Annotated in this window: 26 protein-coding genes; 15 read left to right on the forward strand and 11 right to left on the reverse strand. The window is 64.1% G+C overall.

Features of this window, described 5'->3' with window-relative positions:
• Positions 1-173: 173 nt before the first annotated feature.
• The 3 genes from NDN01_RS13860 to NDN01_RS13870 are packed head-to-tail and all read left to right on the forward strand — an operon-like array spanning position 174 to position 4747.
• A complete protein-coding gene (locus tag NDN01_RS13860; protein WP_272622097.1) occupies positions 174-1220 on the forward strand; it encodes a quinone-dependent dihydroorotate dehydrogenase in 1047 nt (348 codons plus the stop codon).
• Between the two features lie 32 nt (positions 1221-1252).
• A complete protein-coding gene (ggt, locus tag NDN01_RS13865; protein WP_272622099.1) occupies positions 1253-2917 on the forward strand; it encodes a gamma-glutamyltransferase in 1665 nt (554 codons plus the stop codon).
• A gap of 45 nt (positions 2918-2962) precedes the next feature.
• Entirely contained in the window at positions 2963-4747 is a 1785-nt protein-coding gene (locus NDN01_RS13870) for an AMP-dependent synthetase/ligase (RefSeq protein WP_272622101.1), read from the forward strand.
• Between the two features lie 115 nt (positions 4748-4862).
• Here NDN01_RS13870 and NDN01_RS13875 read toward each other — a convergent pair whose 3' ends face one another.
• Positions 4863-7754, reverse strand: coding sequence for a M16 family metallopeptidase (locus NDN01_RS13875; protein WP_272622102.1), 2892 nt, complete (start codon positions 7752-7754; stop codon positions 4863-4865).
• Positions 7755-8020: 266 nt separating this feature from the next.
• Between NDN01_RS13875 and NDN01_RS13880 the strand changes: the two genes are divergently transcribed.
• On the forward strand, positions 8021-8830 hold the full coding sequence (locus tag NDN01_RS13880) for an aspartyl/asparaginyl beta-hydroxylase domain-containing protein (protein ID WP_272622103.1): 810 nt from the start codon (positions 8021-8023) through the stop codon (positions 8828-8830).
• Between the two features lie 28 nt (positions 8831-8858).
• Here the strand turns inward: NDN01_RS13880 and NDN01_RS13885 are convergent, their stop codons facing one another.
• The 7 genes from NDN01_RS13885 to NDN01_RS13915 form a co-directional block, all read right to left on the reverse strand.
• Positions 8859-9560: a fimbrial biogenesis chaperone gene (locus NDN01_RS13885; RefSeq protein WP_272622105.1), complete on the reverse strand. Its 702-nt coding sequence runs from the start codon at positions 9558-9560 to the stop codon at positions 8859-8861.
• Positions 9548-12043 (reverse strand): TcfC E-set like domain-containing protein, encoded by a 2496-nt coding sequence (locus NDN01_RS13890; RefSeq protein WP_272622107.1) that lies wholly within the window; start codon positions 12041-12043, stop codon positions 9548-9550. The genes NDN01_RS13885 and NDN01_RS13890 overlap by 13 nt, the downstream gene beginning before the upstream one ends.
• Before the next feature lie 3 nt (positions 12044-12046).
• A complete protein-coding gene (locus NDN01_RS13895) occupies positions 12047-12502 on the reverse strand; it encodes a hypothetical protein (RefSeq protein WP_272622109.1) in 456 nt (151 codons plus the stop codon).
• A gap of 61 nt (positions 12503-12563) precedes the next feature.
• Positions 12564-13142 carry a hypothetical protein gene (locus NDN01_RS13900; protein ID WP_272622111.1) on the reverse strand — a complete coding sequence of 193 codons (579 nt, stop codon included), beginning with the start codon at positions 13140-13142 and terminating at the stop codon, positions 12564-12566.
• Between the two features lie 96 nt (positions 13143-13238).
• Entirely contained in the window at positions 13239-13817 is a 579-nt protein-coding gene (locus tag NDN01_RS13905; protein WP_272622113.1) for a hypothetical protein, read from the reverse strand.
• A gap of 1244 nt (positions 13818-15061) precedes the next feature.
• Entirely contained in the window at positions 15062-15319 is a 258-nt protein-coding gene (locus NDN01_RS13910; RefSeq protein ID WP_272622114.1) for a hypothetical protein, read from the reverse strand.
• A gap of 39 nt (positions 15320-15358) precedes the next feature.
• Entirely contained in the window at positions 15359-15709 is a 351-nt protein-coding gene (locus NDN01_RS13915) for a hypothetical protein (protein ID WP_272622116.1), read from the reverse strand.
• Between the two features lie 345 nt (positions 15710-16054).
• On the opposite strand from NDN01_RS13915, the gene NDN01_RS13920 reads away from it, so the two are divergent.
• Positions 16055-16324: a hypothetical protein gene (locus tag NDN01_RS13920; protein WP_272622118.1), complete on the forward strand. Its 270-nt coding sequence runs from the start codon at positions 16055-16057 to the stop codon at positions 16322-16324.
• Between the two features lie 222 nt (positions 16325-16546).
• Here NDN01_RS13920 and NDN01_RS13925 read toward each other — a convergent pair whose 3' ends face one another.
• The 3 genes from NDN01_RS13925 to NDN01_RS13935 all read right to left on the reverse strand — a co-directional run bounded on the left by NDN01_RS13925 (position 16547) and on the right by NDN01_RS13935 (position 17536).
• The gene (locus tag NDN01_RS13925) at positions 16547-16696 is read right to left on the reverse strand and encodes a hypothetical protein (RefSeq protein WP_272622120.1); all 150 of its coding nucleotides are present in this window, start codon (positions 16694-16696) and stop codon (positions 16547-16549) included.
• Entirely contained in the window at positions 16693-17031 is a 339-nt protein-coding gene (locus NDN01_RS13930) for a hypothetical protein (RefSeq protein ID WP_272622122.1), read from the reverse strand. The genes NDN01_RS13925 and NDN01_RS13930 overlap by 4 nt, the downstream gene beginning before the upstream one ends.
• Positions 17032-17194: 163 nt before the next feature.
• A complete protein-coding gene (locus NDN01_RS13935; protein ID WP_272622124.1) occupies positions 17195-17536 on the reverse strand; it encodes a hypothetical protein in 342 nt (113 codons plus the stop codon).
• A gap of 354 nt (positions 17537-17890) precedes the next feature.
• Between NDN01_RS13935 and NDN01_RS13940 the strand changes: the two genes are divergently transcribed.
• From NDN01_RS13940 to NDN01_RS13985, 10 genes are all read left to right on the forward strand, one after another.
• On the forward strand, positions 17891-19435 hold the full coding sequence (locus NDN01_RS13940) for a DUF1800 domain-containing protein (RefSeq protein ID WP_272622126.1): 1545 nt from the start codon (positions 17891-17893) through the stop codon (positions 19433-19435).
• Between the two features lie 14 nt (positions 19436-19449).
• Positions 19450-20664 (forward strand): DUF1501 domain-containing protein, encoded by a 1215-nt coding sequence (locus NDN01_RS13945; RefSeq protein ID WP_272622128.1) that lies wholly within the window; start codon positions 19450-19452, stop codon positions 20662-20664.
• Positions 20665-20711: 47 nt separating this feature from the next.
• The gene (locus NDN01_RS13950; protein WP_272622130.1) at positions 20712-20936 is read left to right on the forward strand and encodes a hypothetical protein; all 225 of its coding nucleotides are present in this window, start codon (positions 20712-20714) and stop codon (positions 20934-20936) included.
• A 163-nt stretch (positions 20937-21099) separates the two neighbouring features.
• Positions 21100-21522: a DUF2147 domain-containing protein gene (locus NDN01_RS13955; protein ID WP_272622132.1), complete on the forward strand. Its 423-nt coding sequence runs from the start codon at positions 21100-21102 to the stop codon at positions 21520-21522.
• Positions 21523-21798: 276 nt separating this feature from the next.
• Entirely contained in the window at positions 21799-22374 is a 576-nt protein-coding gene (locus NDN01_RS13960; RefSeq protein ID WP_272622134.1) for a NifU family protein, read from the forward strand.
• Between the two features lie 81 nt (positions 22375-22455).
• Entirely contained in the window at positions 22456-23052 is a 597-nt protein-coding gene (locus tag NDN01_RS13965; RefSeq protein ID WP_272622135.1) for a malonic semialdehyde reductase, read from the forward strand.
• Positions 23045-23680: a tRNA (adenosine(37)-N6)-threonylcarbamoyltransferase complex dimerization subunit type 1 TsaB gene (gene tsaB, locus NDN01_RS13970; protein WP_272622137.1), complete on the forward strand. Its 636-nt coding sequence runs from the start codon at positions 23045-23047 to the stop codon at positions 23678-23680. Before NDN01_RS13965 ends, tsaB begins: the two co-directional genes overlap by 8 nt.
• Positions 23677-24153 (forward strand): GNAT family N-acetyltransferase, encoded by a 477-nt coding sequence (locus NDN01_RS13975; protein ID WP_272622139.1) that lies wholly within the window; start codon positions 23677-23679, stop codon positions 24151-24153. The genes tsaB and NDN01_RS13975 overlap by 4 nt, the downstream gene beginning before the upstream one ends.
• Before the next feature lie 110 nt (positions 24154-24263).
• Positions 24264-24680: a MucR family transcriptional regulator gene (locus NDN01_RS13980; protein ID WP_272622141.1), complete on the forward strand. Its 417-nt coding sequence runs from the start codon at positions 24264-24266 to the stop codon at positions 24678-24680.
• A 117-nt stretch (positions 24681-24797) separates the two neighbouring features.
• Positions 24798-25220, forward strand: coding sequence for a Fur family transcriptional regulator (locus NDN01_RS13985; protein WP_272622143.1), 423 nt, complete (start codon positions 24798-24800; stop codon positions 25218-25220).
• Positions 25221-25222 lie beyond the last annotated feature (2 nt).

Consider the following 25222-nt stretch of genomic DNA (forward strand, 5'->3'; position numbering starts at 1 on the left):
CGGGCCCAAGTGAAAGAGACCCCTGTTGGGAGCTCTTCGGGTCGCAAGGTTGTTAGAACAGTGGCGGGTTCTACTGTATTGGATGAAAGCGCCACATCGGTCATATCCGTCGCAATCTCGTCGCAGGTCGAATGATTTTTGACCAGCGCGTGCCGCGCTGCCAAAGCGCCGGAATGACTTTCTCCCTTCTCCGCCCCGCCCTGTTCAGCATCGAAGCCGAGCGTGCCCATGGGCTGACGATAAGGATGCTTGAAGCCTGGGGGCAGGCTGGCACGCCGTTCGCCACCGAATCGACCGATCCGCGCCTTCGCACGACCGTGGCCGGGCTGGACTTCTCCAGTCCGATCGGGCTGGCCGCCGGGGTTGACAAGGATGGCCGGGCGATCGACGGGTTCTTCGCCCTCGGACTGGGTTCGGTCGAGATCGGCACGCTCACGCCGGTGCCGCAACCGGGCAATCCCAGGCCGCGCCTGTTCCGCCTGGTCGAGGACCGGGCGGTGATCAACCGGATGGGTTTCAACAATGGGGGGCTCGACGCGGCGCTGCCCCGTGCCGCGGCCGCCAGGCGGCGTGGCGTGCTCGGCATCAATGTCGGCGCCAACAAGGATGCCGCCGACAGGATCGCCGACTATCGGGGCGGTGTGGAAAAGGCGGCCCTGATCGCGGACTATGTCACGATCAACATCAGCTCGCCCAACACGCCGGGCCTGCGCGATCTGCAACACGGCGCGGCGCTGGCCGAACTGCTCGCCGCATCGGACGAGGCCCGCCGCCTGCCGTCGCGACGCCCCCCCTTGTTCCTGAAGGTCGCCCCCGACCTTGAGCCCGCTGCGATTGACGAGATCGCCCGCGCCGCGACCGAGCATCATATCGACGGGCTGATCGTCAGCAACACGACCATTTCCCGCCCCGGCCTGCGCTCGCCCCGCGCGACCGAAACCGGCGGACTTTCCGGTGCGCCGCTCACCGCGCTCGCGCGTCAGCGACTCGCCGATTTCCGCAAGGCGACCGGAGGGGCGCTGCCGCTGATCTCGGTCGGCGGGATCGGCAGCGCGGAGGAGGCCTATGCCCGAATCCGCGCCGGAGCGAGCCTCGTCCAGCTCTACACGGCCCTTGTCTATGAGGGCCCCGGCCTGCCGCATCGCATTGCCCGCGGCCTGTCCCTCCTGCTGAAGCGGGATGGGCATGATCATATCGCTGATGCCGTCGGGGCCGGTTGACGTAACGTTTGTCACCGCTACCACATGGCCCCATGAAGAAGCTCCTGCTCGCGCTCGCCGTCCTGCTCTATTCTCCCGTCGCATCAGCCCAGGGAGTCGTCACCTCGGCCGATCCCCGCGCGACCGAGGCAGGCCGGCAGATATTGCGGGAAGGCGGCACCGCAGCCGACGCGGCGATGGCGATGATGCTGGCGCTGACCGTGGTGGAGCCGCAATCGAGCGGCATCGGCGGCGGCGGCTTCCTGATCCGCAACGACGGCAAGACCGGCAAGATGGAGACGATCGACGGCCGCGAGGCAGCGCCCGCCGCCGCGACGCCGCAACGTTTCCTCGGTCCGGACGGCAAGCCGATGCCCTTCAGCCACGCTTTCCAGGGCGGCAAGTCGATCGGCGTTCCCGGCAATATCCGGCTGATGGCGCTGACCCACAAGAAATGGGGCAAGCTGCCATGGAAGGCGCTGTTCGCGCCCGCGATCGAGCTGGCCGAGGATGGTTTCCAGGTCACAAAACCGTTGAACGACCGGATCGCCGGCATGTCCCGGATCTGGGAGAATTTCCCGGAAATCGCCAGCCAGTATACGGTCGACGGCCAGGCTCCCGCGGTCGGCGCGACGCTCAAGAACCCGGCGCTTGCCGCCATCCTGCACAGGATCGCCGACGAGGGCCCCGAGGCCTTTTATGCAGGCGACAATGCGCGGGCGATCGTTGCGGCCGCGACCGGTACCAGGATCAACACCAGCGATATCACCCTCGCCGACCTTTCCGCCTATCAGGCCAAGGAGCGGGCGCCGGTGTGCGGCACCTACCGAACGTACAGGATCTGCGGCATGGCCCCGCCATCGTCCGGCGCGGTGACGGTGCTCCAGATCCTCGGCATGCTGAGCCGTTTCGACCTGAAGAAGATGGGGCCGGCGTCGCCGGTCGCCTGGCATCTGATCGGCGAGGCGATGGAACTGGCCTATGCCGATCGCGAGAAATATCTCGGCGACACCGATTTCGTGCAGGTGCCGCTCAAGGGCCTGATAGATCCGGCCTATCTCGCCCAGCGCTCCAGACTGATCTCCACCACCGCGACGCTGCCGGTCTATGAAGCCGGCACGCCCCCCGGCGCGCAGGCGCGAACCGCCGCGGTACAGGACGAGGTTCACGGCACGACCCATTTCATCGCGATCGACAAGGCCGGCGACATCGTCGGCATGACCTCGACCGTCGAGGGACCGTTCGGCAGCCAGCTGATGGCGAACGGCTATATCCTCAACAACGAGCTGACAGATTTCACCTTCGCCCCCGAGAGGGACGGAGCACCGATCGCCAACCGGGTCGAGGGCGGCAAGCGGCCCTTGTCCTCGATGGCGCCGACGATCGTCTACGATTCGAAGGGCAAGCCAGTGTTCACCGTCGGCGCGGCGGGCGGCAAGACGATCATCATGCAAGTGGCGAAGGCGCTGATCGCGCATCTCGACTGGGGGATGAGCGCGCAGGATTCGATCGGCCAGGGACTGATCTATTTCAGCGGCCGGACGTTGATCCTCGAAAAGGGCACGTCGCTCGAGCCGATGAAGGCGCCGCTCGAGAAACTGGGCCATCAGGTGGTGATATCAAGCCTCGGCCTCAAGGCGAACGCCGCCGAGCTGACAACCAAGGGCTGGGTCGGCGCGGCGGATCCAAGGAGCGTCGGCACCGCGCTCAGCGAGTAGAAACCCGCGCAGCCGAACACGGCGCGCCCCTCCCCGGGAGAGACCATGCGAACGCTCGAACATTTTCCCAACCTCGTCACGATGTTCTTCACGCGAGCGCGGGAAAAGGGCGACAAGCCCTTCCTCTGGCACAAGACCGGCAACGAATGGGTGCCGACCAGCTGGCGTCAGACGGCCGACAAGGTCGCGAGCCTTGCCACCGCGTTGCGCGCGATCGGGCTCGAGCCCGGCGACCGGGTGATGCTGGTCGCGGAGAACCGCCCGGAATGGTGCATCAGCGACCTCGCCATCATGGCGGCGGGCTGCATCACCGTGCCGACCTACACCACCAATACCGAACGCGACCACGCCCATATCATCGAGAATTCGGGCGCAAAGGCAGTGATCGTCTCGACCGCGAAGCTCGCCAGGACCCTGCTCCCTGCCGCGATCCGCGCGACCGATGCGAAGATCGTCATCGGCATGGAGGACATCCGTGTCGGACAGTCAGGGGCGCTGAGCGTGCACAGCTGGCACAAGCTGATCGCCGAGCATTCGACCGATCCGTCGGCGATCGATTCGTCGGCGACGCGCGACGACACCGCCTGCATCATCTACACCAGCGGCACAGGCGGCGCGCCGCGCGGCGTGAAGCAGCATCACGGCGCGATCCTGCACAATGTCGACGGCTGCTGCACGATCATCAGCGAGGATTTCGGCTGGGACGACGAGGTCTTCCTCTCCTTCCTGCCGCTCTCGCACGCCTATGAACATACCGGCGGGCAGCATTTCCCGATCGGGCTGGGCGCCGAGATCTATTATGCGGAAGGGCTCGACAAGCTTGCCTCCAACATCGAGGAGACGCGCCCGACCATCATGGTCGTCGTGCCGCGCCTGTTCGAGGTGCTGCGCACCCGCATCTCCAAGGCGGTGGAGAAGCAGGGCAAATTCTCCAACTATCTGCTCGGCAAGGCGCAGGACATCGGCGCCAAGGAATATGAGGGGAAGATGGGGCTGCTCGACCAGCCGATGAACCTGTTCCTCAAGGCGACGCTCAAGCCCAAGATCCAGAAGCGCTTCGGCGGGCGGATGAAGGCGATGGTGTCGGGCGGCGCGCCGCTGACGCCGGAGGTCGGCATCTTCTTCCAGTCGCTCGGGCTGACCTTCCTGCAGGGCTATGGCCAGACCGAGTCGGCCCCGGTCATCTCGTGCAACCGCCCGTCGGTCGGCCTGCGCATGGACACGGTCGGCCCGCCGCTCAAGAACACCGAGGTGCGCATCGCCGAGGACGGCGAGATCCTGGTGCGCGGCGAACTGGTCATGCACGGCTATTGGCGCAACGATGCCGAGACGGCCAGGGTGCTGAAGGACGGCTGGCTTCACACCGGCGATATCGGGCTGATCGACCCCAAGGGCCGGATCAAGATCACCGATCGCAAGAAGGACATCATCGTCAACGACAAGGGCGACAATGTCGCGCCGCAAAAGGTGGAGGGCATGCTGACCCTCCAGCCGGAGATCGTCCAGGCGATGATCTATGGCGACCGCAAGCCGTACATGGTCGCGGTCCTCGTCGCCGACCCCGAATGGACCCAGGAATGGTGCGCGAAGAACGGCGATGCGTGCGATTTCTCGAGGCTTGCCGAGAATAGCAGCTACCGCACCGCGATCGGCGCGGCGGTCGAGCGGGTCAACAAGGACCTGTCGGTGATCGAGCGAATCCGCCGCTTCATCCTCGCCGACGAGCATTTCACGATCGAGAACGAGCAGCTCACGCCGTCGCTGAAGATCCGGCGGCACGTGCTGAAGGAAGTCTACGGGCCGCGCCTGGACGCCTTGTACAAGGGATAGTCAGTTCCTCCCAGCACGGGGCGGGGGCTTTCCGCAGACGGCATGTTTGCGGAAGCCCCCCTCCACCACGCGCTGAAGAAGCGCGCGGTCCCCCTCCCCGTGCCGGGGAGGAATATCATTTCGTCGAGGCGATCGTTCCCGCAGTGGATTTCGGGATGACCTCCATCGTCCAGTCGGTGTCGGGCCGGAGATATTTGCGCGCCGTTTCCTGGAGCTGGGCCGACGTCATCGTCGATATGTCGCTGAGCACGCTGCGGAACGCGGCGATGCGGCGTGGATCATAGGTCGCGCCTTCGAGCTGGAGCATCCAGAACTGGTTGCCGGTCGATTGGCGCATCAGCGCCTGAGTCATCGGGCCGATCGTCCGCTTCAGCTCGTCGTCGCTGACCGGATTGGCGACCAGATCGGCGGCAATCTCGCGCGAGAGCTTGAAGAACAGCGGGAGATTGACCGGCGCGACCTGGCCGACCGCGATCAGGCGGCCACCGCTCGGCAAACCGATCGGCCAGCTGCTCGACACGTTGGGGCTGTAGCTTGCGCCAGCCTCCGAGCGGAGGCGATCGAACAAACGGTCGCTGAAGATTGCAGCAAGCACGTCGAGGCGGCGACTCTCGGCGATCCCGTCGACCCCACCGCCGGTCGGCCAGGCGATCACCGCCGCCGCCTGGTTCTCCGGACCGTCATGCGTGCGGACCACGGGCGTGGCGTTGTGCGCTGGGAAGCGGACCGGCGGCACGGGCTGCGCTTCGGCCGCGCGCGGCTTCAGCGCGCCGACGGTACGCGCGACCGCGTCGATCGCCTTGTCAGTGCCGATATCGCCGAACACCTGCACCTCGATCGGGCCGGTCGCGAGCAGCGGCTCCCACAAGGCGCGGAACGCCTCGGGCGTGGTATTGCGGATCTCGTCACGGGTCGGCGTGCCCCAGCGCGGATCACCGGCGCGGAGGAGTCCGTCAAGATCGCGCGCGAGCACGCCGTCGGGCGAGGATTCGAGCCCGGCATAATTGGCGAGCACGGCGGTCTTCGCGCGGGCCAGCGGGCTCGGGTCCCAGCCGGGCGCGGCAAGCTTCGCGGCCATCAGACGGAGCTGATCGGACAGGTCGCGCGGCGAGGTCATGGCGGCGAGCTGGAACGCGTCGTCGTCGACGTCGAAATCGAGGCCGATGCGGCGACCCGCGGCCATCGCGTCGATATCGCCCTGCTTGAGCTTGCCGATACCGCCGGCGATCAGCGCATAGTTGGCCGCCCAGGCGGGCGATTCACGATCGGCCGGCAGCGCGTTGAAACCGCCGCCGAAACGCACGCGGACATAGACCCGGTCGGCCTCCGACGTGGTCGAATAGACCATCAGCCTGACGCCGTTGGAGAATTGGACCTGTTCAAGCCCGAATTCGGAAATCTTCTTGCGAGCGACCACCTTAGCCGGCGGGCCGAGCCGCGGGAGCTTCGAGAAATCCACCGCGGCCTGGGCGCTGCGGATTCCGGCGACGCCCTTCACATCGGCGCCTAGCACTGCCGCGAGCCTGGTCGCTGCATTGCTCTCCGGCTTCTGCGCGCTGACGATCGCACGGGTGGCGGTGCCTTCGAAGATCTTCTTCGTCGAGGCGAGGATTCGCGCCGGCGAGAACATGCCCTTGCGCCGTGCTTCGAGGAACACGTTCTGGATCACCGCCGCGCTGGTCGTCGTCTCGCGGATATCGACTGCCTGGACCATGTCGTCGGCGAGCTTGCTGCCGGCATCGGCGCGCGCGGTATCGACCATCGTCTTGTAGGCGATACCCTGTTCCGCCAGTTCGCGATCGATCTCCGCCTGGGATGGCGGGGCGGCCTGCGCATCAGCGATCACCGCGCGCACATCCTTCAGCGCGGCTTCCCAATCGTCGCCGACGGGCGCGACCTGAACGAAGGTGACGTTGGCCGATCGCGCCGGATCGTCAAGCCCGACCCGCGCCGAGAGATAGCTGCCGCCGGCGCGGGCGCGCGTTTCCAGCCGCCGGTTGATCACCGCGGTCGCGACCATGTCGACCAGCCGGTTCTGGTTGAAGACCACCGTATCGGCATTGAACTTCCACGGGCGCAGCACGGCCATCATCGCCATGGTCGGCAGGCCGGGCTCGACGATCGCGCTGGTGGTCGGCTCCTTCGCGCTGGGCACGCCGAAATCGGGCTCTGCCGGTGCCGGGCCGGTGCCGCGCCACGCGCCGAAATATTTGGCTACGAGCCGTTCGAACACCGCCGGATCGAGATCCCCCGAGACGACGACCACCGCGCGTTCGGGCCGGTACCAGCGATCGTGGAAGGCCTTCACCGTATCGGACGTCGCCGCCTCGAGCGTCTTGGTGTGACCGATGGGCGAGCGGTCGGCGAAGGGCTGGCCGGCGAAGAACAGGGCGTTCATCGCATCCGACAGGCGGACCTGCGGCCCAGGCTGCTCGCGCTGCTCCGCGAGCACGGCGGGGCGTTCGGCATTGAGCGCTGCCTGGGTGATATTGGGCTTGCTGACCATGCCGGCGAGAATCTTCAGGCTCTCGTCGAGCGACGCCTCGGTCGCGCTGGGCAGGTCAAGCTTGTAGACGGTCTGGGTCGGCGTGGTCTGGGCATTGCTGTCGGAGCCGAAGGTGGCGCCGAAACGCTGCCACACGCGCTTCGTCTCCCCATCCGGCACGAATTCCGAGCCACGAAACGAGAGATGCTCGATCAGATGCGCGTAGCCGAGCTCGCTGTCCTGCTCCATCAGCGAGCCGGCATCGATCCGCACCCGCACCGAAACCTGCCCCGGTGGCACACCATTCTTCCGTACCGCATAGCGCAGTCCATTGGTCAGCGTGCCGAAGCGCCAGGCGGCATCGGGCACGATGTCGCTGCCCTTGTAGAGCCAGGGATCGCGGCTCGCGATGTTGGAGCCGGAAGCGGCGGCAGGAACGGTCTGCCCGCTGACCGTCGGCGACAGACCGAGCAGGAGCGAGGCAATGAGCGACAGGCGCAACACGCGCGGGGTAAAATACATGGTTCCGATCCTAGCGGCGTAATCCGGCCGCGACCAGCGTTGGTGCGGCAAAGCTGAACCTGCCGTGAAACACCACGCCCTCGCCACGATTTGGACGAAGACGCCCGATAACCATTCAGCCTTCCCCGATCGCGGGGCGAGTTCGACAATGGCGCATATGTGGCTTTTCCGGGCCGGTGCGCTGCCGATAGTGTACGGAGGCGTGGTACCAGATGAGCGTCGAGACGAGACCGGACGCCAGCTCTTTGTGGCGCAAATCGGGCAAGATGTCCGACGGGCGCACCACGCGCATCCCCGATCTCAACGTTATTTCCGGATTGCCCAGCCCCAGCCCGACGCTTGAGGCGGAACGCAACCGGCCGCTGATCATCAAATATGGCAAGCATCTCCGCGGACTTTTCGACCGGCTGATTTCTTCCTCCTCGCTCGTCTCGAACGAACCGGTGCTCGACGTGCGCGACTTTCCCTGGACCGCCCTGCTGCGCGAGCACTGGCACGACATCCGCGACGAGGCGATCGCGGTCGCGTTGCAGGGTGACGCCTCGCCGAGCCTCGCCACCATCTCCCCCGATCACCGCGCGATCGCGGCGGTCAATATGTGGCGGTCCTTCTTCCTGTGGGGCTATGGCTTCGCGATCGAGGACAATCTGGAGCAATGCCCGAAGACCGCAGCGATCGTCGCGCGGATTCCCGGACTGAACAGCGCCTTCTTCTCGATCCTGGCGCCGGGCACGCACATTCCCGACCATCGCGGCGTGACCAAGGGCCTGATCACCTGCCATCTCGGCCTGATCGTACCGCGCGACGGCGACGTGCGGATGCGTGTTGACGACCGTATCGTGCGCTGGTCCGAGGGCGAGACGCTGGTGTTCGACGATACCTACCAGCATGAGGTGTGGAACGACACGGCGGGCACCCGCGTGGTGCTGCTGATCCAGTTCGCCCGGCCGCTGCACCGCCCGGGCAAATGGATCGCCGACCTGTTCCTGGGAATCGTGCGGCGATCCGCCTTCGTTCAGGAGGCGCGCGACAATATCCAGACCTGGAACGAAGCGGTGAAGCAACTGGACGTTTGATCGCGCGGCAGCGGGCCCGAACGGCCTGTCAGAATCGCTGTTGCGACGATGTCGACCCCATGGTCACGCGATATTCGACCGGCGCGGTGCTGGTCAGGGTCTGCTGCCAGACCTGTCCGGCATAGAGGCGCTTCGCGGGAAGCTTGGTGCAGCTGGCGGATGGCGCCGGGTCACATTGCCTGCCTTCATAGACCTCTACATTGCTGTTCCCCTGATTGCGCAGGGTGAGCACATTACCAGCCCGATCGCCCACCAGTTTCGTGACCGGGGCGGCGGGGCGATAGATCACGAGCACGTCATAGCCGACCAGCAGCTTCAACGCGGTCACCGGAGCATTCACCGGCCCGGCGACCGGTTTCACCGTGACCCGGTAGATCCGGTCCACCGCGCCGCGCGGCACGACGGCGGCAATCCGGATGAGCTTGTGCTCGCCCGGCTGGAGGATCAGGCGCTGCGGCGTGACCAGCAGGCCGCCAACGCCCGGATCAGTGATCGGCAACCGCTTCTCGTCGACCGCCCCTGGCGATACGATCTCCGACGGATCGACGACGACATAGGCGATTTCCTTTCCGTCGTTCGAGACATCGATATCCTGCGCCACCGCCCCGGACGGTCCGATATCAAGGACTGCCTGGCTCAGCACGATCCCGGCATGCGCGGCGGATGCCATCGGGATCGTCACGATCGCCGCGATACCGCCCAGTGCCCGCTTTATCTTTACGAGATGCATTTCACGTCTCCGAGAGCGGTATAGCCGTTTGTCGACCGCACCGCGCCCAGTTTCGCGCGACAGGCCTGCCCGTCCGCGCCGCGCGCGGTGATCTCCGCATCGCCGGATGCCTGGAGCTGGAAATAGCCGCGATGGTCGGTCGCGGCGACCGCCCCGTCAGTGGTGATGTCGGCATCGGCGACCGGACTGCCGTCGCCGCGTATCAGATGGCCGAACATTGCCAGCACCGTATCGGCTTTCCAATCGAGCCCCGCGACCGTGCCGGGATAGACATCGACCGACCGGGTCTGCGCGTCGAAGGCAACCAGATCGCCGCCCACCGGAAGTATCCGCACCCTGTACCGGCGATAAGGCGTCACGGCCAGGGTCAGGTGCTCGCCCGGCCCGATCTCCCCACGCGCGGCATCGTCCACCATGACCTGGAACCGCGTATCCCGCGCGGAACCACGGATGCCGACCGTGATGATACTGTCATTCTGGTCATGCGTCCCGACGCGCAGCACGTCATGTCCGCCGCCGAGCCCGGCCGCGATCGAGGTCTGCAACGTCATGGCATATTGGGTGGCGTTGCCCGAACCGGCAAAGCGCTGGACCAGGCTCGCCGACGCATAGCCCATCGGGCCGCGCTGATCGGCGGACGCCTGGAGCACCGTGCCGTCGGCGCTATGCTGCACCACTGCGGCACCGGCCAGTTCGCCGCCCATGACATTGTCGCGCTGGATCGTCGCCGCGACCTCCTCGATATCGCCGATGGCGCGATTACCGCCGCCGATGCCGGTCTGCGCCCCGGCGCGCGCACTCAGCGTGGAACGACCGCCGAATATCTGCAACTGGAGACCAAAGGCGACGGAATGGCCCTGGTTCGTCTCGGCATAGCTGCCGTCGAAGGTCATCTGCAACCGATCATGATGCAGGATCGGCCAGCGCACGACCGGCCCGACCGCATAGGAGGCGGCGTGCCCCTGATCGTGGCGATAATATCCGGTCATCCCGATCTGCGCGCCAGCCAAGTGATAGGAAAGATTGCCGACGATCTGGGTGAAGCTCGGGCTGGATGCCTGCACGCGGGCCGCGGCGATGTCGAACGGCGATGACAGGCTGTTGATGTAATCGTCGAACGGAATCAACGCGGCCCCGTCCCCGCTGTGCACGTGGCGGAAATCGAGATTGTAGCTCAGCGCGCCGCCGGTGGTCGACCCGATCTGCACGCCCTCCCCGACATCCCCGCTGCTCGACCCGAGAAGCGCCACCCGCGTCTGGACGATCGGGGAGAGATAGGTGAGACCAACCTCGCTCAGCACCTTGTGATCGGTCGCCATCACCACACCGTCCCAGGCAAGATGTGTCCCGAGCCGCCCGGCGACCCCGGCGCTCAGCAGCGGCGTATGCGCCACCGACACCCATCGATCCTGGCGGTCCAGCGCCAACAACCCCGCATTGGCGAAGAAGATGATCCGGCCGATCGGTGCGATCGCCGCGCTTTTGGTGAAGAAGCGATGTTCTGTCCGCGTCGCACCGCTCGCTTCCTCGATCCGGATATCGATGGGATAGGAGCCGTCGGGCAGGTTGCTGGTATCGAGCGTCTGGTTGCCAGCCTCGAAGCTGTGCGAGCTCATCAGCTTTCCCTCGCTGTACAGGTCGACGCGTGAGCGCTGGCCGAGGAACACGATGAGCGGACTGCCGGTCAATTGCAGGCGATCGGCGCGTGTATCGAATTGCGATCCGATGCCGACGCCCAGGATGCGCCGCCGCCCGACCAGGTCCGCGCCGGGCGTGTAGAACAGCCCGCCGACATAGCGAAGATCCGGCCGGTCGAGCTGGCCGGCAAGCGTATCGACGTCGAGCCCGCGCCCCGACGAAACCGACATCTCCGAGATCAGGCGGCCATTGCCCGCGGCCAGCACCGCCCGGTTGCGAAAATTATAGACCGCCTGCTGCCCGCTGCCGCCGGCGATGGCGGCGCCGATCGTATCCACCAGCGATATGTTCCTGCCATCGGGTTCGAGGAAGCGGTCGGCCGATACCGGTCGCGCAAGAAGGAGTTTCGGGTTCAGATAGAGATCGATCCGGAAATGTTGCTGGTCGAACACGATCGCCGCCGGTTCGGGCGTCGGCCGCTCGCAGGCAGCAGCGGTATCGAAGCACACAAGACGCGCATGAGGATCGAGATCACCGCTCAGGGCGCGGATCATCGCCGCGGGATCGGCGACGTCGGGGATTGCCGCCGCCACCTGGTCGGGATGAAGGATATGGACCCGCGCCGGATCGGCCTCGATCTCGAACTGACCGATCCGTCGCCCGCCGAAATAGATGTCGGCGACCAGGTTTCGCGACTGGTTGAGATCGGCGAAGTCGCTCGGCATGCCGGCAGTCACTACCGGCGCGCCGGTGCCGCGATCGGCAGCCCCGGCGGCCGGACGCGGAAGGGCGACCAGTGATGCGACCGTGCCAAGCAGGAAACAGATGGTCGCCGGAGCGCGCATCGTTCAGTCCGGCGCGAGGACGATCGTGAGCGTGCCGCCATAGCCGCCCGCCGTCGCGGCGCTGAGCGAGGCAGCGCGCAGGATCACGATAAGGCTGGCATTGCTCGTCTGGAGGACCGGGCAACTGAGCAGCGTGGTCTGCCCGGCAAGGGCGGCACCGGAGGAAAGGCTGGTCCCCGATGTCTGCCCCGAGGTTGCAGACCACTGCACTTCATAGGGCAGCAGGCTCGATCCGTTGGCGAGCGTGAACGCGCCCGATGCACCGGATCCGCTCGCGGTGACGGTATAGCGGCCGCCCAATATGCCACTATAGGCGCAGACCGATTCGCTCTGGAGCTGGTCCACGCCGACATTGGTGATCGTGCCGAAGGCGAGATCGCTGAGATGCGTGATCTGCACCGACTGCGCGGCCGCTGGCAACGGCACCGCAAAGGCCGCCGGCACAACGAGCCGCATCAATGTTCGAAACAGGGAGGAGCGGCAGGTCATGGTCGGTGTGCCACGCGCGCCGCTCAGCCGGTCATTGCGGCGTCACGAGCAAGGTCAGCGTGCCGGTGTAGCTGGTCCCCGACACCATATTCTGCAGGTTCGGCGACGTGATCGACACGATCAGGCTGGACGTGGTGGTGGGACTCGTCACGCAGGTCGGTGTCAGGGCAGTACTGGTCTGGCCGGTCAGGGCGGTGCCGGAGGTGAGCGCGGTGCCGCTGGTCTGCGCCGCGCTCGAGCTCCATTGCACGCTATAGGGAACACTCAGCGCGCCATTGGCGAGCGTGAAGGCGCCGCTGGTGCCGCTGCCGGTCGCCGTGATGCTGTACCCCTTGGTCGCCGTGTTGCTCCACACGCAATCGCTCTGCGCACTGCTGGCGTCGCTACCCGGATCGACGGCCGAGAAGCTCACATCCGTAAGCCCGGTGATCTGCGCGCGATTGGCGACACTCGCGGCGATGCTGACCGTGCCGGTAGAGGCCGCCCCCAGCGAGCCCTGGGTCGCGGCATCGGCCGAACCGGCCATCACCAGCGAGCATGCCGCAGCGCCGACAAGTGCCGTGTGGCGAATGGTGGAGACATCCGAGTCCTTGCTTGAACGAAAGCGCATGATGCAATTCCTGCCTTCAGCCAAAACTGCGCGGATATCGGCCGATCCGGCCCCCGCATTTTCCAAAGAATAACGACGGTGCCCTGCCCGGCCCCTTTATTGCGGGGTCACGAGCAGCGTCAGCGTGCCGGTGTAGCTTGTCCCCGCGACCATGGTCTGCAGGTTCGTCGAGGTGATCGACACGATCAGGCTGGATGTGGTGGTAGGACTCGTCACGCAGGTCGGCGTCAGGGCGGTGCTGGTCTGGCCGGTCAACGCCGTGCCGGAGGTGAGCGCGGTGCCGCTGGTCTGTGCCGCGCTCGAGCTCCACTGTACGCTATAGGGGACGTTCAACGCGCCATTGGCGAGCGTGAAGGCGCCGCTGGTGCCGCTGCCGGTCGCGGTGATGCTGTACCCCTTGGTCGCGGTGTTGCTCCACACGCAATCGCTCTGTGCGCTGCTCGCCGCGCTGCCGGGGTCGACGGCGGCGAAGGTCACATCGGTAAGCCCGGTGATCTGCGCACGATTGGCGACGCTGGCGGTGATGCTGACCGTGCCGGTCGAGGTCGCCCCCAGCGAGCCCTGGGTCGCCGCCTCGGCCGAACCGGCCATCACCAGCGAGCACATCGCCACGCCGACAAGCGCCTTGTGGCGAACGACACCGACATTAAAACCCCTGCTTGAACGAAAGCGCATAGCTGAATCCCGTCCTCGACCAATAGCGTGCGGACGCCGATCAATCCGGCACCTCCGCCTTTTCCGTACTTAGCAATGGCGGCTTAATGGATTCGGGGCTAACGCCTATGTAAGATCGCTATAGTAATTGTACCTAAGCTGGGCACCGCCCAGGCACAGTCACTTCGCTTGTCCAGAGTTACACAGCGTAATGACCGACGTGCCTTTTCGATCCAATTTTGCGCTGGACGATAAATCGGGCTGGCTTTGCACCCCTTCGGGCGAAAGCGTCAACTCAGCGGCTCAAGACGCCATATCATGAGGAACCCCCGCCCGGCATCGTCGATGTCGACGGCCTGAACGATGCTCCCGCCGACTGATCACGATCACACCAGCCATGCGTCGCAGCGAGCCACACGCTGTTGCGATGACAACAGCGTCGTGGTGGCGAATTGGCGAATCCTTCAGCTGCCCCTACAAACCCTGGCACGCCACAGCCAGATCCCGACGGCGGTCGCCTCCACTGAGTGGAGCGGCCGGGGATACCCGGCAAACAAACTTGGCGAGAAACAAGATAGGCAACTATTGCTGCAGCGTTGAAACACACATCGCGACCGCAGTTCTAACGGGTCGCCTTCCACTCGCCGGATCGATAAATGGGTAGAATAACGCCACCCACTCTAAATAGTGGCGTGACACCCCAGAGAAAAATCACGGGAAGAAGTACATCTGGCCCGGTTGCTGTACGGCCCATCCGCTTGACGCTCTTATACCAGAGCAGCTTGTCAATCCCGTAAAATGCAATCCGATTTCCTTGCCCGATGCTGCGGCCGTCATAGCCTGACTGAGCAGTGCAGGACACGAAGATTTCATTGCTGAATATGGCGCCGTTACGTCAAAATCGAGATTGCACAAATAAATATATCCAAACCCGAAATCCGTCGCGACAAAAGAGTATCTGTCGACTACCACTGAAGTCGGCTTTCCACGACACACTATATCAGCCTGCGCCTGTGTCGATAGTATCAGCGAGGCAGTTGTAATAAACAATCTCAGAAAAATACGTTTCATTTTCCTTAACCCTTTCGCGTTTAATCCAGCTAACCTGGATTCCACCCCAATTTAGTTCATCCAGACATCTGTTCCAGTAGTGCCCCACCATCGCTCAGCCGACCGTCGGTAGTTTACGAAGAATATTCTGCAGTACCAAGCTACCTCTGGATTTACATACAAAGTAACAGGTTTTCCGAGATTATACGCCATAGTCATTGTTGCCACGAACGTTTCGTAAACCGTGGAGCTTTTTCCACGAACGCGAAATTGAGATCGCAATTAGTCATGGTGGTGTTCAGCGCGACACGAAAGTGCATGGCGCCGGTGTCATTGACCTGAAGCACCGCTATTTTTCCGGAATATGTGTCGCTCGCCTGCGCCAAGCCGGGGATCAGGGCAACGAGAATCAATCCAAGAGCAGCTCTATATTTCATTGCATTGACCTCACTCGCTGATTTTTCCAGGAGCACAATGTTCCGTTGCCGCGCAATTTCAGCAGAATGCGAGCCCTATTGCGAAGTGATATCGCCAATTTGGCAAAATCCGCCTGCTACTGGAATGGTAATAATCTGCACGGTTTTGCCTAAGGAATAGAGCGTCAGAAGCGTTGCCACGCGTGTCTGATAATTGTCGTCCGATGCATTGATGAACGCCATATTGTTAGTAAAGCCGGGAAATCCGCTGTCCAGAAAGACACGGAAAGCATAATTGCTACCGCCGGAATTGCCTATGGTCGCAATCCGGCCCGTGGCCTGACCAGCATAGCCCGGACTTCCCGATAGTCCAACGAGCGCTATCGCCATCGAAGCCATGATTACCTTCCTGAGCATCATGCAATCCTCCCCCAACAAGCCGATCATCTTCCGACCGATCCATGGTCACGGCTGCAATTCGATAAAACAATCCATCGAAGTGCCCGCCATTAAATAAACGGATGAGTCCTCATCTGCACCGTCAGACCCACATCGGCCGACCCAATATTATGAACATGATCGCCAAGATATAAATGGCAGCGCAAAAAAATGAAAACCAGAGGACAGTGAAACGGACTACCAGGGCGGCAGTGCCGATTTATAGTAGCCTGGCCACCGACAGGCGAGCGTAGCCCAGGCCAGCCCTGTCGCGCTCACTTCTTGTCGCCGACCGGCGCAGCTGCGGCGCTGGTACGCAATTGAACGGACAAGGGGACCGAAACACTGATCGGGATGAGTTGGAAGCCGGCCAGGGGCACGACGATGAACGCCACTGAAGACGGCGTCGGAGTGGGAGTCGGCGTCGGGGTGGGTGTAGGCGTCGGAGTGGGCGTAGGCGTAGGTGTCGGCGTGGATGTCCATGGCGGGCACGTGGCTACGCCGCTTGTCGCGATGCTGTATTGCATCCGGTTTCCCGCCGGATCGAAGCAGGTGGTCATGGTGACGCCGTCGCTCGGCCCACCCGTCCGGCTGCTCGATATCAGTCGCCCCAGCGCGTCATAGCTATATCTGGTCGTCTCGCCCGCCGAAGCTGCGCTGCCAGCAAACACCCCGGACGCAACCCCGGTCAACAACAGATACCGCATACGCATGACATTTCCCCCGGTGAGCAAAAGCGCCTGAAGATACCGCCGAGACCAACGACAGGCACCGCGATCACTCGAACTGAGCGTGGTGCGGCAACCGGCTCGCGTCAATCGCGACGGAAGTTTTTTTAGCGCCATTTCAGCAGACATTCGGAATGCCGGCCGTTACCGCCCATTTCACCTCGCGAATGGAGGACACAATGACGCCGGTCGCCACGGTCGTGCCACGACGAATGGCTTTCCCCGACCAGCCATTGACGGCCGAATCCTTCAGCACGGTGGCCTTCAATATAGTCTTATATACGAAATATTCTCTCTCGTAGAGATGACAGAATTACAGGTCCCGGTTCCATAGATAATCAAGTTGCGACCAGCTGAATATGCGGTCAGGAGCGCAGACAGCAACGCTTTGCCAGCGTCGCCATTGGGAAGCTCCATTGCCCACAGGTCCTCGGTTGCGCATGCCGGTTTGCCGGTACGCGTTCCAGCCATCATGAAAGCAGATCCATCGGGACCTGCCGACACGTAGATATCGACCACTTTGCCGGTTTGCGCGCTCGCCATCGCCGATGACGAAGAAAAAAAAGCGATCGACGCGATCATTGTTCCGAGCATCCGTTTCATTGCATCGCTCCATTGCAGATTACAGCCAGGAGGCGGACGCAGCGCCCCCGCATACTACCGAACAGTTGGCCGACACTGCTCGCGTCGCCGCCGATCCGGCGCAGTTTTCCAAGACCACCATCGCCGCGGTCCCTGACGGATTTTTGGAACAACCCGACGGGAATCATTCGTTGACCAGCAGGATTCCCACGGTCTCCGTATCGCCCCAGATGGAGCAAGTACCGGTCCCGTGAATACTGATCGACTTGCGAAGCGCATATGCCGTCAACAGCACCGACAACTGGGCCTGGCCCTGGACCGTGCTCGCGTCGACCACCCAGCGCGTGGCGTACCCCGCGCCGCAGGATGGCGGCGCCGTGCGCGTTCCAGCATGCATAAAAATTACCGCGCCGTTTTGTGTCGCCTGCGGCTGAGTGATGGTGCCGCTCGATGCGTCGGATGCATGCGCCGGCAGCGCCACGACGCACCATGCCATGGCAGCGAACTTCAGGATGGTTCTCATCATGTGATTCCTTGGAGAATTTCGACGCGGGCGACGTCGAGCGGAGGATTCCCCACCACGGACACAGCCCAGACCAGCGACAGCCGACACGTTCCTGACATGACATTCCCCCGGAACGAAGCGAATCGACGAACCGGAGTCCGTCACATTTCGACATCGCTGCTGGCGAACGTCCTCAAACCCGTCAATCAATCTCTCCGGATAGCTCGATTTATTGTGACCATTCCGGATATTCTTCCGACATCCGGGCCTTCCGGCGGAGCTGTCGCGATTTCGCGAATCCGAAGCCATCCCTCGTTCGTTCAGCCGACAGCAATCACGCCGGTGCGATGAAAGCCGTCCGGGACAACGAGTTGCATGCTTATGCCGTTGCCGTCGCTTGCCTTTTTACCGTCCCCACCCCGCCTCGGCGCCCTGGCGTCGCTTGTGCTGCTGGCCGGCGCCGCCGCGCCGCCTGGCGGCGATGGACGGGACATGGCGATAGTCGATCGGGTGACCTGGGGGACGACGCCGTCGTCCGCCGCCGCGCTGACCGCGCATAAGGCAGCCGATCTGATCGACGCGCAATTGCGCATGTCTGCCGACGCACCGCTTCCCGCGGCGGCACAGGCGCAGGTCGATGCGATGGAGATCGCGCGCACGCCGATGGCGGCGCTGGTCGTCACCGTCGATGCGGAGAACCGGGCGGCCAATGCGCTGACCGATCCCGACGCGAAGAAAGCGGCGCGCGACGCCTATAACAAGCATATCGGGGCGCTCTCCACCGAGGCAGCGACCCGATCCATCCTGCGCGATCTCTATTCGCCGGCGCAACTGCGCGAGCAGATGACCTGGTTCTGGTTCAACCAGTTCAACGTCCAGGCGGCCAAGCGCGACATCCGCGCGATGGTCGGCGATTATGAGGACCAGGCGATCCGCCCGCATGCGCTTGGCCGCTATCGCGATCTGCTCGAGGCGACGCTGCGCCATCCGGCCATGCTGCGCTATCTCGACAATGACCAGAATGCCGCCGGCCATATCAACGAGAATTACGCCCGCGAGATCATGGAGCTTCACTCAATGGGTGTCGGATCCGGCTATACCCAGAAGGACGTGCAGGAGCTGGCGCGGATCCTGACCGGGGTCGGCGTCGACCTGAAGCCCGATGCGCCCAAACTGAAGCCGGCGCTCCAGCCACTGCTGGTCCGGGCTGGTCTGTTCGAGTTCAACCCGGCGAGGCATGATTTCGGCGACAAGGTCTTTCTCGGCCACCGCATCAAGGGATCCGGCTTCGACGAGGTGGAACAGGCACTTGACCTGATCGCCGCTTCGCCCGCGACGGCGCACCATGTCTCCGAACGCCTGGCAACCTATTTCATCGGCGATGCGCCGCCCGCCGCGCTGGTCTCCGACATGGCCGCGGCGTTCCAGCGCAGCCACGGCGACATCGCCGCGGTGCTGCGCACCCTGTTCAAATCGCGCGCGTTCGAAGCGTCGCTCGGCACCGCGTTCAAGGACCCGATTCATTATGCGGTGTCGGCGGTGCGCATGGCCTATGACGGCCGCGTGATCGCCAATGCCGGGCCGATCCTGAACTGGCTCAACCGCATGGGCGAAGGCCTGTATGCGCATGAGACGCCCGACGGCTATCCGCTGACCTCGGCCGCCTGGACCGGGCCGGGGCAGCTTGGCGTGCGATTCGAGATCGCGCGGCAGATCGGCGGCAGTTCGGCGGGGCTGTTCAAGCCGCCCGTGCCCGGGGCGACAGACCAGCCGGCCTTCCCGCAACTGCAGAACGCGCTGTATTTCAACAGCCTGCAACATCGCCTGTCGGCGCCGACTCACACCGCGCTCGACCAGGCGGTCTCGCCGCAGGACTGGAACGCGCTGTTCCTGTCCTCCCCTGAATTCATGCGCCGCTGATGTCGGAGGAAACCATGATCGACCGCCGCACCCTGCTCAAGACCGCAGCGATCGCCGCGCCCCTGGTGCTGGCCGGCCGCGCCTTTGCCGCCCCCCAGGCCGGCGGCGCGCGCATGCTCGTGGTATTCCTCCGCGGCGCCTATGACGCAGCCAACATCATCGCGCCGACCGGCAGTGATTTCTACGCGACAGCGCGACCGACCCTGGCGCTGAAGAAGCCCGATCCGGCCAATCCCGACGCCGCGTTGCCACTCGATGCCGACTGGAGCCTGCATCCCGCACTGAAGGATTCGATCCTGCCCCTGTGGCAGAAGAAGCAGATCGCCTTCGTGCCCTTTGCCGGCACCGACGATATGAGCCGAAGCCATTTCGAGACTCAGGACACGATCGAGCTGGGCCAGCCGATCGGCGGCACGCGCAACTATCAATCGGGCTTCATGGCACGTCTGGCCGGGGCGATCGGGACCGACAAGCCGATCGCCTTTACCGACCAGATGCCGCTGATCTTCCGCGGGGGCAGCCGCGCCATCCCCAATGTCGCGCTGAACGGCATCGGCAAGCCGGCGATCGACCCGCGCCAGGCGAAACTGATCGAGGCGATGTACAAGGGCCAGCATCTCGGCGCGAGCGATCTTGGCGGATCGGTCGCGCAGGGCTTCAGCGTGCGGGACACCGTCTACAAGTCGATTTCCGAGGAAATGATGGCGGCCAATCGCGGTGCGGTGAGCCCCAAGGGTTTCGAGCTTTCCGCGCGACGGATCGGGCGGCTGATGCGCGACCAGTTCAACCTCGCCTTTGTCGATGTCGGCGGGTGGGACACGCATGTGAACCAGGGCGGCGCACAGGGTTATCTGGCCGGGCGGATCGGCGAGCTCGGTCGCGGGCTGGCCGGCTTCGCCGACGAGATCGGCCCCGATGCCTGGGCGAGCACGGTCGTCCTGGTCGTCTCCGAATTCGGGCGGACTTTCCGTGAGAATGGCGACAAGGGCACCGATCACGGCCATGGCAGCGTCTATTGGGTGATGGGCGGCGGGGTGGCCGGCGGGCGTATCGTCGGGCCGCAGGTTAAGATCGCCGCGGAAACGCTCAACCAGAACCGCGACCTTCCGGTACTGACTGACTATCGCGCGCTGACCGGCGGGCTGCTCGCCCGGCATTATGGGCTTGAAGCGCGACGGCTCGAGATGGTCTTCCCGGGCACCGCGCCCGTCGACCTCAAGCTTGTCTGACCGGCACACCATCGGACAAGAGCCACCCAATCAACAGGAGAACAGCCATGTCCCGCATCGCTCTGTCGCTCGCCGCAATCGCCATGACCGCCACCGCCACCCCGGCTCTCGCAAAGGGATGCCTGAAGGGCGCCGCCGTCGGTGCGGTTGCCGGCCACTATGTCGGCAAGGGCCATGCCATGGCCGGCGCCGTAGCCGGATGCTGGTATGGGCATCACCGCGCCGCCGCGGCAGCCAAGACGCAGCGCGCCCAGGCGAAGGCGCGGCACTGATAGTCTGCTCTCCCCCGTTTCGCGTCGCATTGCGACCCGTTAGGGGACACACGCCCGTCAAGCACGGTTCAGCGCTCCGCGCGAGCCTGCGAGACGTGCGAAAGCGCCGTCGCGGCCAATGGTGGCTGCGACGGCACATGCTGCACGAGAAGGATCTTGAAGGATGTCGATCACGATGGTTCTGGCGGCGGCGCTGGCCGCATCACCAGCCCCTGCGGACCAGCAGAGCATCGCCATCGGACGGTGGAAGACGGAGACCCGGGGCGGCATCGTGGAGATCCAGCGCTGCGGCGCGTCCATCTGCGGGCGTATCGTCAGTTCAGATGCGCTGCGCGCCAACCCGGCGCTGGCGGACAGCAGGAACACCAATGCCGCGCTGCGTAACCGGCCACTACGCGGGCTGCAGATCCTCAACGGCTTCACTGCCGGTCCCGATGGCACCTGGCTCGACGGCACGATCTACAACGCCGAGGACGGCAAGACCTACAATGCCCGCGTGACCCCGGCCGGTACAAACCAGCTCAAGTTGCGCGGCTGCGTGTTCGTTCCCCTTTGCAAGACGCAGACCTGGACCCGCGTCAACTGACGTCCCCCTCCTCCGCCAATCATCGGGACTGCTGCCGTGTCTTCCAGCGCAGGAACTCCCCTTTTGGCCGCCATCGCGCGGATTGGATTCTCGACATGCAGGGCATCGCCCACCGACGCCGCTTCTGGTGTCCGATGAAGTGAAGGATGCGCATGCGGCGGTCCTGTCGCCGGGCGGGCGCTTCACCTTTTGAGCCGGGCGCTCCTGAACCCCGGCGATACCCGGTTTTCCACTTCGCGCCTTGATCCTGACGCCCGTCCGGCCCACATGCGACCCATGCTGATCGAGACCGAGACGACGCCGAACCCGGCGACCATCAAATTCCTCCCGGGCCGGATGGTCATGGAGGCAGGCACCCGCGATTTCGCGACGCCGGAAGAAGCCGAATCCTCACCGCTGGCAGAGACGTTGTTCGGACTGGGCGACGTGACCGGCGTGTTCTTCGGACGCGACTTCATCTCGGTCACCGCGGCGCCGGGCGTCGCCTGGGAAGGGCTGAAGCCCGATGTGCTCGGGCTGCTCCTCGATCACTTCAGCGCGAACATGCCGCTGTTCCGCCCGGGCAATGCCGGCGGAATTGCGGTTCCGGCCGCGGAGGAGATGTTCGCCGAAGATCCGGAGGACGCCGATATCATCGTGCAGATCAAGGACCTGATCGAGACGCGCATCCGGCCTGCGGTCGCGAATGACGGCGGCGATATCGTCTATCGCGGCTTCGACAAGGGCAAGGTCTATCTCCAGATGCAGGGCGCCTGTTCCGGCTGCCCCTCGTCCAGCGCGACATTGAAGAACGGGATCGAGCAGCTGCTCAAATATTACGTTCCCGAGGTCACCGAGGTTCGCGCGATCTGATCCGCCTCTGGATATTTGTCGCGGGATCGTGAAAAGCTGAGAACGGATACCCCCTGTTCAGCACTGGTCGAGGAATTACGCATGAGCGAGAAGCTGTCCGACGCGGCGCTCGACACGATCTTTCGCGTCGCGCGCACCTATAACGGCTATACCGACGAGCCCGTCACCGAGGGCGAACTGCACGCGATCTGGGACCTCATGAAATGGGGGCCCACCTCAGCCAACCAGCTGCCCGCCCGGCTGGTCTGGTGCGTGAGCGACGAGGCCAAGGCGAAGCTTGCCGCCTGTGCCAGCGCGCAAAATGCACCGAAGATCCTTGCGGCGCCGGTGACGGTGATTCTCGGCATGGACACCAATTTCCACGAGCATCTGCCCGAACTGTTCCCGCACAACCAGACGGCCAAGAGCTGGTTCGACGGCAACAGCGAGCTGCGCGTTGCCTCCGCGATGCGGAACTCGAGCCTGCAGGGCGCCTATTTCATTATCGCGGCACGTGCGCTGGGCCTCGATACAGGGCCGATGTCGGGCTTCGACAACGGCAAGGTGGATGCAGCCTTCTTCGCCGATACGCCCGCCGTCCACTCCAACTTTATCTCGACCCTGGGCCACGGCGACCCTTCGACGATCTTCGATCGGCTGCCCAGGCCGGAATTCGAACGGTTCAACACGATTGCCTGAAACGGCCCGGACCCTCGTCATCGAAACGGCCACCGCCGCCTGCTCGGTCGCACTGATCGAGGATGGGGCGGTGATCGGCGCACGGCATGAAGTAGTCGGTCGCGGCCATGCCGAACGGCTGGTGCCGATGATCGCCGAACTGCCCGAAGGTGGCCGGGCTGCGCGCATCCTGGTCGATTGCGGGCCGGGCAGTTTCACCGGCGTCCGCGTGGGGATTGCCGCCGCGCGCGGGCTTGCGCTCGGCTGGGGTGCCGAGGCGTTCGGCTACTCCTCGATGGCCATCGTGGCCGCGGCCGGTTTCGCGCGAAATCCGGATTGGCCGAGCCTTGCCGTCGTGCTTGAAGGCGGGCATGGCGAGGTCTTCATGCAGGCCTTCGACGCTCAGCTCGCGCCCGTTTCCGCGCTCGCCTCGCTCAAGCCCGAGGCGGCGCTCGCCCTGGTGCAGGGTCGCCCCGCGATCGGCAATGGCGTCCGATTCCTGCAAGCCCTGGACGACACGGCGCCTCTCACCGAAGCGCTGCCCAGCGCTGCCGACGCGGTGCTGCTGTCCCCGCCCCTTGTCACCCTGCCGCCCCGCCCGATCTACGGCCGGGCGCCCGATGCGAAACCCCTCGCGCCGGCTCAATGAGTACGATGCTGCATATGATCGAATTGCGTTCCGGCAGCATTGCCGATCTCGCCCTGGTCGATCAGCTTATGCAGGGAGCGTTCGATCCGCGCTTCGGTGAGGCCTGGACCCGCAATCAGTGCCTCGGCATTCTCGCCATGCCGGGCGTATGGCTGACCATCGCCACACTCGACGGAGACCCCGCCGGCTTCGCGCTGTCGCGCGTCATAGCCGACGAAGCGGAATTGCTGTTGCTGGCGACTGTACCTGCGATGCGACGTCGTGGCATCGCCGCTGCTTTACTACGTTCCGTCATTGCCGATGCCATAACATCTGGTGCAGTTACTCTTCACCTTGAAGTCCGCGACGGCAATGATGCCATCAAGCTATATCGTGGTACAGGTTTCGTTAAGGTTGGTGAGCGTCGTAACTACTACCGGGGCACCACAGGACAGGCTTTTGATGCCTTTACCTACCGACGCGACCTTTGCTGAAAACGGTTTCGATTCTACAATTGTTACTTGCACGTTGCGATCCAAAGTAGGATAGCGCGAGACACGGATGCGAGTTCAATGCAACCGAATAATGGGTCGAAAGGAATATAATGGATACGCAAAGCGAGTTGCAGGAAACCTTGATTACGCTGACCGCCGATATTGTTGCTGCACATGTCAGCAACAATAGCGTGGCCGTTTCGGACCTGCCGGTGCTGATCGCGAACGTGCATGGCGCGCTCTCGGGCCTTGGCGGCACCGCTCCGGCGCCGGAAGTGAAGCAGGAACCTGCGGTTTCGGTGCGTTCGTCGATCAAGCCAGACTACATTGTGTGCCTGGAAGACGGCAAGAAGCTGAAGATGCTGAAGCGCCACCTGATGACGCACTATCAGATGACACCGGAACAATATCGCGCGAAGTGGAACCTTCCGGCCGACTATCCGATGGTCGCGCCCAACTATGCCGAACAGCGCCGCACCCTGGCGAAGAAGATCGGTCTCGGCACGAAGCGCCGCAAGACGCGCTGACCCCAGAATTCGGCCCCCGGAGTCCCCTGCCCCTCCCCGCGACGGAAAGGGGGGCTCCGGCTTATTGCGAGTCGGTTGCCCTTTATCAATAAGCCCAAAGAGACTACATGACGTGCCATGGCACGCAAGATAGACCTCGAGGCCCTGTGCAATGAAAAGGGCCTGCGCATTACCGACCAGCGCCGCGTCATCGCGCGCGTTCTCTCCGAAGCGGAGGACCACCCGGACGTAGAGAAAGTCTATGCCCGCGCCTCGGCGATCGATCCCGGCATCTCGATCGCGACCGTGTACCGCACGGTACGCCTGTTCGAGGAAGCGGGCATCCTCGACCGCCATGATTTCGGCGATGGCCGCTCGCGCTACGAGCCGGCCCCTGAGTCGCATCACGACCACCTGATCGATGTCGAGACCGGCAAGGTGATCGAGTTCGTCGATCCCGAACTCGAACAATTGCAGAAGGCGATCGCCGAGCGGCTCGGTTTCCGTCTCGTCGACCATCGCATGGAGCTTTACGGCGTCGCCCTGGATCGCAAGGCGTAGGC

The sequence above is a fragment of the Sphingomonas sp. QA11 genome (assembly GCF_028473665.1).
In the GTDB taxonomy this organism is placed as follows: Bacteria; Pseudomonadota; Alphaproteobacteria; order Sphingomonadales; family Sphingomonadaceae; genus Sphingomonas; species Sphingomonas phytovorans.

What these genes read in the sequence shown, in the direction of transcription:
- NDN01_RS13860 (WP_272622097.1), top strand. Translation starts at nt 174, where the DNA reads ATGACTTTCTCCCTTCTCCGCCCCGCCCTGTTCAGCATCGAAGCCGAG.
- ggt (WP_272622099.1), top strand. Translation starts at nt 1,253, where the DNA reads ATGAAGAAGCTCCTGCTCGCGCTCGCCGTCCTGCTCTATTCTCCCGTC.
- NDN01_RS13870 (WP_272622101.1), top strand. Translation starts at nt 2,963, where the DNA reads ATGCGAACGCTCGAACATTTTCCCAACCTCGTCACGATGTTCTTCACG.
- NDN01_RS13875 (WP_272622102.1), bottom strand. Translation starts at nt 7,754, where the DNA reads ATGTATTTTACCCCGCGCGTGTTGCGCCTGTCGCTCATTGCCTCGCTC.
- NDN01_RS13880 (WP_272622103.1), top strand. Translation starts at nt 8,021, where the DNA reads ATGTCCGACGGGCGCACCACGCGCATCCCCGATCTCAACGTTATTTCC.
- NDN01_RS13885 (WP_272622105.1), bottom strand. Translation starts at nt 9,560, where the DNA reads ATGCATCTCGTAAAGATAAAGCGGGCACTGGGCGGTATCGCGGCGATC.
- NDN01_RS13890 (WP_272622107.1), bottom strand. Translation starts at nt 12,043, where the DNA reads ATGCGCGCTCCGGCGACCATCTGTTTCCTGCTTGGCACGGTCGCATCA.
- NDN01_RS13900 (WP_272622111.1), bottom strand. Translation starts at nt 13,142, where the DNA reads ATGCGCTTTCGTTCAAGCAAGGACTCGGATGTCTCCACCATTCGCCAC.
- NDN01_RS13905 (WP_272622113.1), bottom strand. Translation starts at nt 13,817, where the DNA reads ATGCGCTTTCGTTCAAGCAGGGGTTTTAATGTCGGTGTCGTTCGCCAC.
- NDN01_RS13915 (WP_272622116.1), bottom strand. Translation starts at nt 15,709, where the DNA reads ATGATCGGCTTGTTGGGGGAGGATTGCATGATGCTCAGGAAGGTAATC.
- NDN01_RS13920 (WP_272622118.1), top strand. Translation starts at nt 16,055, where the DNA reads ATGAGTTGGAAGCCGGCCAGGGGCACGACGATGAACGCCACTGAAGAC.
- NDN01_RS13930 (WP_272622122.1), bottom strand. Translation starts at nt 17,031, where the DNA reads ATGAAACGGATGCTCGGAACAATGATCGCGTCGATCGCTTTTTTTTCT.
- NDN01_RS13935 (WP_272622124.1), bottom strand. Translation starts at nt 17,536, where the DNA reads ATGATGAGAACCATCCTGAAGTTCGCTGCCATGGCATGGTGCGTCGTG.
- NDN01_RS13940 (WP_272622126.1), top strand. Translation starts at nt 17,891, where the DNA reads ATGCTTATGCCGTTGCCGTCGCTTGCCTTTTTACCGTCCCCACCCCGC.
- NDN01_RS13945 (WP_272622128.1), top strand. Translation starts at nt 19,450, where the DNA reads ATGATCGACCGCCGCACCCTGCTCAAGACCGCAGCGATCGCCGCGCCC.
- NDN01_RS13950 (WP_272622130.1), top strand. Translation starts at nt 20,712, where the DNA reads ATGTCCCGCATCGCTCTGTCGCTCGCCGCAATCGCCATGACCGCCACC.
- NDN01_RS13955 (WP_272622132.1), top strand. Translation starts at nt 21,100, where the DNA reads ATGTCGATCACGATGGTTCTGGCGGCGGCGCTGGCCGCATCACCAGCC.
- NDN01_RS13960 (WP_272622134.1), top strand. Translation starts at nt 21,799, where the DNA reads ATGCTGATCGAGACCGAGACGACGCCGAACCCGGCGACCATCAAATTC.
- NDN01_RS13965 (WP_272622135.1), top strand. Translation starts at nt 22,456, where the DNA reads ATGAGCGAGAAGCTGTCCGACGCGGCGCTCGACACGATCTTTCGCGTC.
- NDN01_RS13975 (WP_272622139.1), top strand. Translation starts at nt 23,677, where the DNA reads ATGAGTACGATGCTGCATATGATCGAATTGCGTTCCGGCAGCATTGCC.
- NDN01_RS13980 (WP_272622141.1), top strand. Translation starts at nt 24,264, where the DNA reads ATGGATACGCAAAGCGAGTTGCAGGAAACCTTGATTACGCTGACCGCC.
- NDN01_RS13985 (WP_272622143.1), top strand. Translation starts at nt 24,798, where the DNA reads ATGGCACGCAAGATAGACCTCGAGGCCCTGTGCAATGAAAAGGGCCTG.